This is a genomic window from Nocardioides sp. P86 (genome assembly GCF_023712465.1).
GTDB classification, from domain to species: Bacteria; Actinomycetota; Actinomycetes; order Propionibacteriales; family Nocardioidaceae; genus Nocardioides; species Nocardioides kribbensis.
The window spans coordinates 530045-542430 of sequence record NZ_JAMAYE010000001.1 but is presented as its reverse complement, the minus strand read 5'-3'; the positions used below and the strand labels follow the sequence as shown (position 1 = coordinate 542430).

12 protein-coding genes are annotated in these 12386 nt (G+C 71.2%); 6 read left to right on the top strand and 6 right to left on the bottom strand.

The annotated features are described in order from the left end of the window. Positions 1–106: 106 nt before the first annotated feature. Positions 107–469, top strand: coding sequence for an iron-sulfur cluster insertion protein ErpA (gene erpA, locus M3673_RS02515; protein WP_056862443.1), 363 nt, complete (start codon positions 107–109; stop codon positions 467–469). Positions 470–996: 527 nt separating this feature from the next. Here erpA and M3673_RS02510 read toward each other — a convergent pair. Further along, positions 997–1239 carry a hypothetical protein gene (locus M3673_RS02510; RefSeq protein ID WP_251531273.1) on the bottom strand — a complete coding sequence of 81 codons (243 nt, stop codon included), beginning with the start codon at positions 1237–1239 and terminating at the stop codon, positions 997–999. Between the two features lie 145 nt (positions 1240–1384). On the opposite strand from M3673_RS02510, the gene M3673_RS02505 reads away from it, so the two are divergent. Continuing rightward, positions 1385–2326 carry a carbohydrate kinase family protein gene (locus M3673_RS02505; protein WP_251532764.1) on the top strand — a complete coding sequence of 314 codons (942 nt, stop codon included), beginning with the start codon at positions 1385–1387 and terminating at the stop codon, positions 2324–2326. 33 nt (positions 2327–2359) lie between these two features. Here the strand turns inward: M3673_RS02505 and M3673_RS19525 are convergent, their stop codons facing one another. Further along, positions 2360–2659 carry a sulfurtransferase TusA family protein gene (locus M3673_RS19525; protein ID WP_251531272.1) on the bottom strand — a complete coding sequence of 100 codons (300 nt, stop codon included), beginning with the start codon at positions 2657–2659 and terminating at the stop codon, positions 2360–2362. Then, positions 2656–3807, bottom strand: a complete 1152-nt coding sequence (locus tag M3673_RS02495; RefSeq protein ID WP_251531270.1) for an aminotransferase class V-fold PLP-dependent enzyme — start codon at positions 3805–3807, stop codon at positions 2656–2658. Before M3673_RS02495 ends, M3673_RS19525 begins: the two co-directional genes overlap by 4 nt. Positions 3808–4028: 221 nt before the next feature. On the opposite strand from M3673_RS02495, the gene coxB reads away from it, so the two are divergent. From coxB to M3673_RS02475, 4 genes are all read left to right on the top strand, one after another. After that, positions 4029–4796, top strand: coding sequence for a cytochrome c oxidase subunit II (gene coxB, locus M3673_RS02490; protein WP_228942166.1), 768 nt, complete (start codon positions 4029–4031; stop codon positions 4794–4796). Between the two features lie 56 nt (positions 4797–4852). Then, on the top strand, positions 4853–6583 hold the full coding sequence (ctaD, locus tag M3673_RS02485; RefSeq protein ID WP_374108185.1) for a cytochrome c oxidase subunit I: 1731 nt from the start codon (positions 4853–4855) through the stop codon (positions 6581–6583). Next, a complete protein-coding gene (locus M3673_RS02480) occupies positions 6580–6996 on the top strand; it encodes a cytochrome c oxidase subunit 4 (RefSeq protein ID WP_056862448.1) in 417 nt (138 codons plus the stop codon). The genes ctaD and M3673_RS02480 overlap by 4 nt, the downstream gene beginning before the upstream one ends. Before the next feature lie 182 nt (positions 6997–7178). Beyond that, positions 7179–8408: an Ig-like domain-containing protein gene (locus tag M3673_RS02475; protein WP_251531268.1), complete on the top strand. Its 1230-nt coding sequence runs from the start codon at positions 7179–7181 to the stop codon at positions 8406–8408. A gap of 252 nt (positions 8409–8660) precedes the next feature. Here the strand turns inward: M3673_RS02475 and M3673_RS02470 are convergent, their stop codons facing one another. The 3 genes from M3673_RS02470 to M3673_RS02460 are packed head-to-tail and all read right to left on the bottom strand — an operon-like array spanning position 8661 to position 12354. Beyond that, positions 8661–10409: a cytochrome bc complex cytochrome b subunit gene (locus tag M3673_RS02470; RefSeq protein ID WP_193664872.1), complete on the bottom strand. Its 1749-nt coding sequence runs from the start codon at positions 10407–10409 to the stop codon at positions 8661–8663. Further along, positions 10406–11554, bottom strand: a complete 1149-nt coding sequence (locus M3673_RS02465) for a ubiquinol-cytochrome c reductase iron-sulfur subunit (RefSeq protein WP_056862451.1) — start codon at positions 11552–11554, stop codon at positions 10406–10408. Before M3673_RS02465 ends, M3673_RS02470 begins: the two co-directional genes overlap by 4 nt. Further along, positions 11551–12354: a cytochrome c gene (locus M3673_RS02460; RefSeq protein ID WP_056862923.1), complete on the bottom strand. Its 804-nt coding sequence runs from the start codon at positions 12352–12354 to the stop codon at positions 11551–11553. The genes M3673_RS02465 and M3673_RS02460 overlap by 4 nt, the downstream gene beginning before the upstream one ends. Positions 12355–12386 lie beyond the last annotated feature (32 nt).

The window sequence follows — 12386 nt, the reverse complement described above, 5'->3', positions numbered from 1 at the left end:
GACCGGCGGGGGAATAGCCGCAGGTGTGCGACCATTGAGGAGAACGTAGACGTCGCTCCTCCCCGGGGCGACACCCTCGCACCCTCGACGATCGGGAGCCACAGACATGACCGAGCAGGTGGAGACCACCACGGAGCGCCGCACCGACAGCATCAACCTCAGCCCGGTGGCGGCTGCGAAGGTGAACAGCCTCCTCGAGCAGGAGGGCCGCGACGACCTCGCGCTGCGCATCTCCGTGCAGCCCGGTGGCTGCTCGGGCCTGCGCTACCAGCTGTTCTTCGACGAGCGCAGCCTCGACGGCGACGTCGTCACCGACTTCGACGGCGTGTCCGTCGTGGTCGACCGCATGAGCGTGCCCTACCTCAACGGCGCGATGATCGACTTCGTCGACAGCATCGAGAAGCAGGGCTTCACCATCGACAACCCCAACGCGACGGGTTCGTGCGCCTGCGGCGACTCCTTCCACTGAGCCGCACCGCGGCAGCAGACGCGCCGGACGGCCCCTGAGGGCCGACACCGGCTGCGGGACGATGAACGCCCCCGACCTCCGGTCGGGGGCGTTCGTCGTCGGGTCAGCCGTGGTCAGCGCCGGGCCCGGGGCCCGTGGTCGCGGTCTCCGTCGTGGGGCTCGTCGAGGCGGGCAGCCCTGGGCGAGACGGCGTCCGACAGGTCACCGCACCGCCGACCGCCTCGACCCGAGGGATGGTCCCGGGCGTGCGACGTCAGCCCGTGGGGCCGGCCGGAAGCGGGCTCCGGGCCTCGGGCCCCAGTCGTAGGGCCGGTGGTGCTGCTCGGTCGCGCGACGTGGCGGCAGACGGCAGGTCGACGGACCGCCGGCGTGTCGTTCGCCGCCACTCCGACGGGCCGCCGCCGCACCCGCACCGGCCGCTGCCGGCGGGCGCGTCCGACCCGCAGGCGGCCCACCGCCGGAGGTCCGACGGCACCGTCGGCGAGCGGACCCGGTCCGACGACGGGGCCGGGCGCCCCGTCCGCAGGTCAGTCGAGGTGCAGGTGCAGCGCGTTGGCCAGCCGCTGGGCGGCCTCGGAGATCGCGATCTCACGCTTGGGGAGATCGGTGGGGTAGCGGTCGTAGGTGAGGCCCGGGGCGGGGGTGCCGACCCGGTCGAGGGCGTCGGCCAGGCCCAGGTTGCGGCCGACCTCGACGCAGTCGCGGCGCATGTCGACGGGGCTGGCGAGGTCGGCGTGGGCGAGCCGGTCGGCGCGGGCGTCAGCAGTCATGCGATCGACGCTAGGGGCTACCAACGGGTACTCCCAGGAGTACCCGCGGGTAGTGTTCGCCGACGTGCCTCCCACCTCTGCCGACGCCCCCGTCGACGCTCCCGCCGCGCTCCTCATCGCCGGCTCGATCGCCACCGACCACCTGATGGGCTTCGGCGGCCGGTTCGCCGACTCGCTGGTCGTGGACCAGCTCGACAAGCTCTCGGTGTCCTTCCTGGTCGACGACCTCGAGATCCGTCGCGGGGGAGTGGCCGCCAACATGAGCTTCGGCCTGGGCCGCCTCGGCCTGCGCCCGGTGCTGGTCGGAGCGGCCGGCGAGGACTTCGCGGGCTACCGCTCCTGGCTGGAGCGCCACGGCGTCGACTGCGACCACGTGCGCATCTCCGAGAGCAAGCACACCGCCCGCTTCGTGTGCACCACCGACACGACCGGCGCCCAGTTCGCGTCGTTCTACCCCGGCGCGATGAGCGAGGCCCGCCTGCTGGAGCTCGCCCCGATCGTGGCGAAGGTCGGCGCCCCGGCCTACGTCCTCATCGGCGCCGACGACCCCGACGGCATGCTGCGCCACACCGAGGAGTGCCGTCAGCGCGGCTACCCCTTCATCGCCGACCCCAGCCAGCAGCTGGCCTTCGCCGAGGGTGGCGTGATCCGCGACCTCATCGACGGCGCGACCATCCTGTTCTCCAACGAGTACGAGTCGGCGATGATCGAGCAGAAGACCGGCTGGTCGGGCGCCGAGGTGCTCGACCGCGTCGGCACCCAGGTCACCACGCTGGGCGCCGAGGGCGTGCGGATCCTGCGGGCGGGCGAGGAGCCGATCGAGCTCCACGCGGCCCGTGGCGTGACCGCCGTCGAGCCCACGGGGGTCGGCGACGCCTTCCGTGCGGGCTACCTCGCCGCCGCGGCCTGGGGGCTCGGCCTCGAGCGCTCCGCGCAGGTCGGCTGCGTGCTCGCGGCCTACGTCGTCGAGACCGTCGGCACGCAGGAGTACTCCTTCACCTCCGAGCAGTTCCTGGGCCGCCTCGAGGATTCCTACGGCGCGGAGGCGGCCGCCGACGTCGCTCCGCACCTGGCCCGCCTGGCCTGAGGTGCCGGCGGGCCCGCCCGCCGTCGGCCGGGCTCAGGCCCGGCGCACCCGCAGCCGCACCGCGCCGTCGCCGAGGTCGTCGGCGCCGACGTAGTGGTGCCCGCGCATGCGGCACCACGCCGGCACGTCGACGCGGGCCGCGACATCGGTGGCGACCACTGCGACCACCTCGCCGGGCGCCACGTCGCCGACGTGGCGGGCCAGCTCGATCACCGGCGCGGGGCAGACCATGCCGCGGCAGTCGAGCTCGAGGGCGACCGCGGTCGGGTCCTCGCCCGGCACCTGGCCCGGCCCCTGCCCGGGCGCCTCGTCCGGGTCGGGGCCCCGCGTCACAGGCCGACCTCGGCCCGCAGGTCGGCGACGACCTCGGGCAGCGCGGCCACGAAGCGCTCGACCTCGTCCTCGGTGGTCGCGGCGGTCAGCGACACCCGGACGTTGCCGTGGGTGAGGGCGCCCATCGCGGCCAGCACGTGGCTCGGCTCGAGGGTCGAGGCCGTGCAGGCCGAGCCGCTGGCCACCCCGAAGCCCCGTCGGTCGAGCGCGGTGACCAGCGCCTCGCCGTCGAGGTAGAGGCAGGAGAACGTCACCAGGTGGGCCAGCCGGTCCTCGGGGTCGCCGACGACCTCGGTGTCGGGCACGGCCGCCGCGGCCGCCCGGATGCGGTCGACGAGCCGGCGCTGCCGCGCATCGACCTCGGCCCTCTCGGCGACCACGGCGCGCAGTGCGGCGGCAGCGGCCAGCGCCGCCGGCACGTTCTCGAAGCCGGAGGTGCGCTCGTCGACGCGGTCATCGGCGGGGAAGGGGCTCACCCAGCCCGTGCCGTGGCGCACCAGCAGCACCCCCACGCCCGCGGGCCCGCCCCACAGGTGGGCCGAGGCGGCGGCGACGTCCCAGCCGGGCGGCAGGTCCTCGCGACCGGCCGAGGCCCGGGCGTCGACGAAGACGGGCACGTCGCTGCCGCCCGCGCGCAGGGCCGCGACGAGACCGGCCACGGGCTGGCGGGTGCCGACTTCGTGGTTGGCCGACTGCAGCGCCACCAGCGCGGTCCCGGGCGCCGAGGCCGCCGCGGCGAGCGCGGCCGGGTCGGCACGACCGAGCCGGTCGACCTCGAGGGTCTCGGCGCTCGCCCCGGCCCACTCCAGGGCGTGCAGGACGGAGGAGTGCTCGACCCTGGGCAGCACGACCCGGTCGCCGCTGCGGGCGCGGGCCCGCAGCAGGCCCAGCAGCCCGCGGTGCACCGCGTCGGTGCCCGAGGCGGTGAAGCTGACCTCGTCGGCACGGACCCCGAGGCACTCGGCCACCACGGCGCGGGCGTTGTCGAGCAGCAGCCGGGCGTCGCGGGCGGGCCCGTGCAGGCGGCGCGGGTCGGCGTAGCCCCGCTCGAGCGCGGCGAGCACGACCTCGCGCGCGGCAGGATGGAGGGGCTCGCCGGACGCGGCGTCGAGGTAGGTCGCGGCCGGTCGCGGCGCGGAGTCGGTCACGGTGGCAACCGTAGGCCACCCTGCTCCCCCCGTGAGGGGGCGGTGAAGTACTCTGAGAACTACCCAAGATGGCTTGAGAGGAAGGCTCTTTCGTGAGTCTGTGGCTTCCCCAGCGCTCAGCTGTGAGTCGAGGCGGTGCACGCCGCCTCGGCCTGTCTGCCGCGCTCGGCCTCGGCGTGCTGCTGATGTCCGGTTGTTCCTCGGAGGCGCGGCGTCTGGCGATGCCCGAGCCCGTCACCGAGCAGGGTGAGCACACCCTCGACCTGTGGCAGGGCGCGTGGATCGCGGCCCTCGTCACCGGCGTCGTGGTGTGGGGGCTCATCTTCTGGGTCGTGGTGCGCTACCGCCGGCGCAGCGACGACGAGATCCCCGTGCAGACGCGCTACAACCTGCCGCTGGAGATCTTCTACACCGTCGCGCCGATCATGATGGTGATCGTGTTCTTCGCCCAGACCGTGCGTGTGCAGAACATCGTCCTCGACGAGGACACCCCGCCCGACCAGACCATCGGCGTCGTGGGCTTCCAGTGGTCGTGGGCGTTCAACTACGCCCTCGACGACGAGAACGGCGACGGCGTCTCCGAGACCGACCGCTACGTGTGGGAGGCCGGCACCGCCGGCTACATCCCGACGCTCTACGTGCCGGAGGGCTCCACCACGCGCTTCGAGCTCAGCTCGCCCGACGTCATCCACGACTTCGGTGTGCCGGGCTTCCTGATCAAGATGGACGTCATCCCCGGTCGCGACAACTCCTTCCAGGTGACGCCCAAGCGCCTCGGCGAGTTCGCCGGCAAGTGCTACGAGCTCTGCGGCACCTACCACTCGCGGATGCTCTTCAACGTCCAGGTGGTCCCGCAGGAGGAGTACGACGCCTACCTGCAGACCCTGGTCGACGCCGGTCGTGAGACCGACGCACCCATCACCGGCGGCGAGTTCGTCCGGACGCAGGCCGGAGCCCCCACCGACGAGACCGAGGGAGCAGCAGAGTGACCGCCACCGCAGCACAGCCGACCACGTCGGCGCCGCAGGGCCAGCCGCGCAAGCAGCTGGGCCAGCAGCTGGTCACGATCATGACCACGACCGATCACAAGCTGATCGGCAAGCTGTACCTCATCACGTCGTTCGCGTGGTTCCTGATCGGTGGCGTCATGGCGCTGCTGATCCGCTCCGAGCTGGCCTACCCCGGCCAGCAGGTCGTCAACGACGAGCTCTACAACCAGCTCTTCACCATGCACGGCACGATCATGCTGCTGCTCTTCGCGACCCCGCTGTTCTTCGGGTTCGCCAACGTGATCATGCCGCTGCAGATCGGTGCGCCCGACGTGGCGTTCCCGCGCCTGAACATGTTCAGCTACTGGCTGTTCCTCTTCGGCAGCCTCATCACCGCGTCGGGGTTCCTGACGCCCTCGGGCGCCGCCTCCTTCGGCTGGTTCGCCTACACCCCGCTCTCCGACGCGGTCCGCTCGCCCGGCGTGGGTGGCGACCTGTGGATCATGGGTCTGTGGATGGCCGGTCTCGGCACGATCCTCGGAGCGGTCAACTTCATCACCACGATCATCTGCATGCGTGCTCCGGGCATGACCATGTTCCGGATGCCGCTGTTCGTCTGGAACACCCTGATCACCAGCCTGCTGGTGCTCATCGCCTTCCCGGTGCTCGCGGGCGCGCTGCTCTCCCTCGAGGCCGACCGGCAGCTGGGTGCCCACGTCTTCGACACCGCCCACGGCGGCGCGATCCTGTGGCAGCACCTGTTCTGGTTCTTCGGCCACCCCGAGGTCTACATCATCGCGCTGCCGTTCTTCGGCATCGTGACCGAGATCCTGCCGGTCTTCAGCCGCAAGCCGCTCTTCGGCTACGTCGGCCTGGTCGGCGCCACGCTCGGCATCGCGATCCTCTCGGTGGCGGTGTGGGCGCACCACATGTTCGTGACCGGCGCGGTCGACCTGCCGTTCTTCTCCGGCATGACCTTCCTCATCGCCGTGCCGACCGGGGTGAAGTTCTTCAACTGGATCGGCACGATGTGGGGCGGCTCGCTGTCCTTCGACACCCCGATGCTCTGGTCGATCGGCTTCCTGACGACCTTCCTCTTCGGTGGTCTCACCGGCATCATCCTGGCCAGCCCGCCGCTGGACTTCCACGTCTCCGACTCCTACTTCGTGGTCGCGCACTTCCACTACGTCGTCTTCGGCACCGTCGTGTTCGCGATGTTCGCCGGCTTCTACTACTGGTGGCCCAAGATGACCGGCCGCATGCTCGACGAGCGGCTCGGCAAGCTCCACTTCTGGATCCTCTTCGTGGGCTTCCACCTCACCTTCCTCGTGCAGCACTGGCTCGGTGTCGAGGGCATGCCCCGTCGCTACGCCGACTACCTCCCCGAGGACGGCTTCACGACGCTGAACCAGATCTCGACCGTGGGCGCCTTCCTGCTCAGCGCCTCGATGATCCCCTTCTTCTACAACGTCTACGTCTCCCGCAACGCCCCGCTCGTCGAGACCGACGACCCGTGGGGCTGGGGCCGCTCGCTGGAGTGGGCCACCTCCTGCCCGCCGCCGCGCCACAACTTCGTGACGCTGCCGCGGATCCGCTCGGAGTCGCCCGCCTTCGACCTGCACCACCCGGAGATCGCGGCGATGGAGATGGAGCAGAACGCCGCCGCCGCCGACAGCGGCTCGTTCGCCGACGCACCCGACATGGAGGGCCGTGCCGACCTGCTGCGTGAGCGGCGCGGTCAGACCGGCACCGACGACCACGGCACCGACGGAGGTACCCAGCGATGAAGGCCGAGGCCTGGATCTTCGCGATCTGCACGATCTTCCTGGTGCTGGTCACCCCGGCCTACTGGTTCATCACCGAGGCCGGCAGCACCGGTGGCGACTGGACGGGCACCTCGGCGCTCACCATGACCACCCTGCTGACCCTCATGGTCACCATCTACCTCGGCTTCCACGCCAAGAAGATGGACGACCGGCCCGAGGACCGCAAGGACGGCGAGATCGCCGACGGCGCCGGCGAGCTGGGCTTCTTCCCGCCGTACTCGTGGTGGCCGCTGTGGGCCGCGCTGACCCTGGGCGTGATGGTGTTCGCGATCGCCATGGGCGCGTGGTGGCTCTTCATCATCGGCACCGTGCTCGGCGCCGTGGCCACCTGCGGCCTGATCTTCGAGTTCTACCGCGGGGAGCACGCCCACTGAGGCAGACCCCGTCGTGAGGTCCCGCACGGACCGCACCGCGCAGTGACCGACTCCGCACGCCGTCCGGCGTGCGGAGTCGGTCTTTTTACTCTGCGCGGTTACCCTGGAGGAGCGGCCCTGCCGGGCCCACGCCACCACCTGTCCCGGAGGATCCGGGACGTCGTCCTCCTGGAGTCGCCCGCATGTCGCTCAGCCTGCCCCGTCGCGCCCGCCGGTCGAGCGCGGCCGTCATGACCTCCCTGGCCCTGGCGGCCTGCGTGGGCCTGACCGCCTGCGACGCGGGACAGACCGAGGCGGGCGCCGGCAGCGACACCGCGCCGGGACGGTCGGGCACCGACGAGACCTCGCAGGCGGCCCCCGCCTCGGTCTCGGCCAACGTGCGCAAGGCCGCCCAGGACGTGCCGGTCGACACCCTCGTCGCCGTGACCGTCGCCCACGCCGAGCTCGACTCGGTCAAGGTGACCTCCCCGGCCGGGCCGGTCGCCGGCGCCATGGCCGACGACGCCGCGTCCTGGAAGGCCTCCGAGCGGCTGGAGCCCGGCACCCCCTACACCGTCACCACGCTCGCCCACGACGGGGCGGGGGAGCCGGTCCGCGACGTCACGCGCTTCACGACGGCCGACCTCACCCTCGACCAGCAGACGTTCCCCTCGGTCGCACCGCTCGACGGCGAGACCGTCGGCGTCGGTATGCCCGTCGTGGTGACCTTCGACCTGCCCGTGACCGACCGCGCAGCGATCGAGCGGGCGATGTCGGTGACGGCGACCCCGGCGCAGCCGGGCACGTGGCACTGGCTCAGCGACTCCGAGGTGCACTACCGGCCGAAGACCTACTGGAAGGCCGGCACGAAGGTCAGCGTCGATGTCGACATCAACGGCGTCGACGCCGGCGGCGGCATCTACGGCCAGGAGGACCGCGACATCGACTTCACGGTCGGTGACGCCCACGTCTACAAGGTCGACGCCCGGACCCACCAGATGCAGGTCTTCAGCAACGGCGAGCTGCTGCGCACCATCCCGATCACCACGGGCAAGGCCGGGTTCACCACCCGGTCGGGCACGAAGGTGATCATGGAGAAGTTCGAGAGCCGCCGCATGAACTCCGAGACCGTCGGCATCGCCGCGGGCAGCGCGGAGGCCTACGACATCGCCGACGTCCAGTACGCCATGCGGCTGACCTACTCGGGGGAGTTCATCCACGCCGCCCCGTGGTCGGTGTCGTCCCAGGGCTCGGCCAACGTCAGCCACGGCTGCACGGGCATGAGCACCGAGAACGCCGCCTGGCTCTACGCCATGACGCTGCGCGGCGACGTCGTCGAGTACACCGGCACCGACCGCCCGATGACGCTCGACAACGGCTACGGCGACTGGAACGCCTCCTACGCCGACTACCGGGCCGCCTCCGCCCTCTGAGGCCGCTCTGCGGCGCCCCGGGCGCCGTCTCCGGTGTCCCGTGGTGCTGTGCGGACGGACTCCACGCCACACCCACCCTCTGAGGCCGGTGCCGCCCCTCGGTGCTCCGTTTGTGACGTCCGGGGCTCACCCCGCGCACGAGGGAGGGCCTGGCACGCGTACACGCGGTGGGCGCGGTGGGGGAGGGGAGCGGGTACGACGAAGGCCCCGGACCGATCGGTCCGGGGCCTTCGTCGTGGTGGTGCGGGTGGATCAGTGGTCGCCGCGGAGCGTCTCGCCCTCGACGGCGTGGTGACCGTCGAACTGGTGACCGTCGGCGGAACGACCCTCCATCGCACCCTGGAGCTGGTGCTCGTGCTCCGCGTGGTGGTGGGCCTCCTCGAGCTCGGCCGCCGTCGGCTTCTGCACGTTGTCGGCGTACCACAGCGTGGAGAGGCGTCCGCGCAGCTTGGCCAGGCGACCGCCGGGGGCCGGCACGCCGTTGGCGTCGGTCTGCGCCTCGGGGTCGTAGACCTCCTCGCGGGAGCGGGCGGTGAGGGTGTAGGCCGCGCTCTCCGAGATGGGCAGGTGACGCTCGCTGTAGCCGCCCTCGGGGGAGCGCATGATGATGCCGGTCTCGTAGCCGTGCAGGAGCTTCTGCTCGTCGTGACGCTGCAGCGAGATGCACCAGCGACGCGTGATGAAGAAGGCCAGCAGCGGGCCGACGAAGACGGCCACCCGCATGAAGTAGCTGATCTGGTTGATGCTCAGGTTCAGCTTGATCGCGATGATGTCGTTGCCGCCCGCGGCCCACATGAGGCCGTAGAAGGTCATCAGCGCCACCATGATCGCGGTGCGCGTCGGGGCGTTGCGCGGGCGCTCCAGCAGGTGGTGGTCGCGCTTGTCGCCGGTGATCCACGACTCGATGAAGGGCAGCATCAGCAGGATCGTGAACATCAGGCCCGGCAGCACGATGATCGGGAGGAACACGTTCCACGCGATCGTGTAGCCGAAGATGTGCGACTCGATGCCCGGCATGATGCGCAGCGCGCCGTCGGGCCAGCCCATGTACCAGTCGGGCTGGGAGCCCGCGGTCACCTTCGTCGGGTCGTAGGGGCCGTACTTCCACACCGGGTTGATGGTCAGCAGGCCGCCCATCATGGCGCAGACGCCGAACACGATGAAGAAGAAACCGCCGGCCTTCGCGGCGTAGACCGGGAGCATCGGGAAGCCGACGACGTTCTCCTCGGTGCGTCCGGGACCGGGCCACTGGGTGTGCTTGTGGTAGACGAGCAGCAGCATGTGGGCCGCGATCAGGGCCAGCAGCAGGCCGGGGATGAGCAGCACGTGGATGGTGTAGAGCCGCGGGATGATCGACTCACCCGGGAACTCGCCGCCGAAGAGGAAGAACGACAGGTAGGTGCCGACCACCGGGATGGACTTCATGAAGCCGTCCGCGGCCCGGATGCCGGTGCCGGAGAGCAGGTCGTCGGGCAGCGAGTAGCCGGTGAAGCCCTCCAGCGTGCCCAGGAGCAGCAGCAGCGAGCCGATGACCCAGTTGAGCTCGCGGGGCTTGCGGAACGCACCCGTGAAGTAGACGCGCAGCAGGTGGATCATCATCGACGCGATGAAGAGCATCGCGGCCCAGTGGTGCATCTGGCGCATCAGCAGGCCGCCGCGCACGTCGAAGGAGATGTGCAGCGTGGAGGCCAGGGCCTCCGACATCGCGATCCCGCGCAGCTGGTTGTAGGAGCCCTCGTAGTGGACCTCGCCCATGCTCGGGACGTACCAGAGCGTCAGGAAGACACCACTGAGGAGGAGGACCACGAAGCTCCACAGGGCGATCTCGCCCAGCATGAAGGACCAGTGGTCGGGGAAGACCTTGCGCAGGTTCTTCTTCGCGAGCGTGCCGAGGCCGAGGCGCTCGTCCGCCCAGTTCGCGACGGCGCCGGCCCGGTTGGGCTTGGCCGTCGCCGCGGCGCCGGAGGTGGTCGTCGCGACCTTGCTGGTGTCGATGCTCATAGGTCAGCCTCGCCTTGATCGCCGATGTCTTCGTGGGATCGCTCCCAGTAGCTGGGCCCGACGGGCTCAGTGAAGTCGCTCTGCGCCACCAGGTAGCCCTCGTCGTCGACCATGATCGGCAGCTGCGGCAGGTGCCGGGCGGCCGGGCCGAAGATGACGCGGCCGGAGTCGGCCAGGTCGAAGGTGGACTGGTGGCAGGGGCACAGCAGGTGGTGCGTGGTGCGCTCGTTCAGCGAGATCGGGCACCCGACGTGGGTGCAGATCTTGGAGTAGCAGGTGATGCCGTCGACGGTCCAGTTGTCCCGGCCCTCGCCGGGGATGATCTCGTCGGGGTCCATGCGGAGCAGGATGACCGCGGCCTTCGACTTCGCGACGTTGAGCTCGACGCCCTCGATCTCGGGGTAGCCGTTCTCCTCGGTCGGGAAGATGGCCTCGGGCTCGGCGTTGACGAGGTCACCGATCTCCAGGTCGGAGGCACGGATCGGGGTGCCGACGACGTCGCGCACGATGCGCATGCCGGGCGCCCAGATGGTGCGCTCGAGGCCACCGCTCTCGGGGTCGGCGGCGGCCGCCTGGCTCGGGGTGGGGCCGAGGTCGCGCAGCAGCACGATGGCCGGCGCGCCCAGGAGGCCGACGGCACCGAGCAGCGAGTTGCGCACCAGGGGGCGTCGGGCGATGCCCGACTCCTCGAGGCCGTCGTTGAGGGCCTTGAGGGTGACCTCGCGGTCCTCGTCGGAGGAGCGGGCGGGGTGGCGCATCTCGACCATCTCGTGGTCGGCCATGAGCTTGCGGGCCCACTGGATGATGCCGATCCCGATCAGGAGGAGCGCACCGCCCAGGGTGGTGCCGAGCACCACGGTCGAGGCGCCGTAGTTGAGCACCGTGTCGTGGTTGTCACCGATGCCGAGGGCGATGTAGCCGACGACGAAGAGCACGGTGCACACGGCCGACAGGCCGAACAGCACCGCGACCTGGCGCTCGGCGCGCTTCTCGGCCTTGGGGTCGACGTCGGTGGGACGCCAGGTGTGCTCCGGGAGCCCGGGGTTGGCCAGCGGCTCCTCGGGCGGGAGCGCGGGGAGGTGGTGGCCGTCGGAGCTCTGCTCGAGTCCGGCGCCGCCTCCCTGGGAGTCGTGCGTCGTGGTCACGCGCTCACCTTCTTCTTGCTCGAGCGGGTCGTGTGGGCTGCGATCCAGATGGCGAAGCCGACCAGGGCGCCGATGCCGACGACCCAGGCGAAGAGGCCCTCGGCCACGGGGCCGAGGCCGCCGAGGCCGAAGCCGCCGTACTGCGGGGACTCCTCGAGCGAGCCGAGGTAGGCGATGACGTCACGCTTCTCGTCAGGGGTGATGTTGCCGTTGGAGAAGCTGTCCATCGCCTGCGGGCCGGTCAGCATGGCCTCGTAGATGTACTTCGGCTCGACGCCCCGCAGGGTGGGGGCGTAGCCGCCGCGGGGCATGGCCCCGCCGGCGCCCTCGAAGTTGTGGCAGGCGGTGCAGTTGGTGAGGAAGATCTGGCCACCGCGGACGATGGCGGCCTCCTGCTCCTCGGCGGTGAGGCCCTCGAGGCTGTAGTCGCTCTCGTCGGGGATGCCCGGACCGGGCGCGAGCGAGGCGACGTAGGCCGCCAGCTGGGCGGTCTCCTCGTCGCTGTAGGACTCCGGCTTGCGGGGGGCCTGCTGGCCGGGCTGGGCCATCGGCATCCGGCCGGTGCCGACCTGGAAGTCGACCGCCGCGGCGCCGACGCCCACGAGGCTCGGGCCGATCTGGTCGCCGTTGACGGTGTACTGGCCCTCGCCGTTCTGCCCGTGGCAGAAGGCGCAGCCGATGAGGAACAGCTCGCGGCCGGCCTCGACGTCGGCGGCCTGCGTGTCGGTGCTCTCCGCCTGGGCCGGCGCGAAGGCGGCGTACATGCTGCCGGTGAGCAGCAGACCCACGACCAGCATCATCAGGCCCGCGAGGCGGCCACGACGGTGCCGGG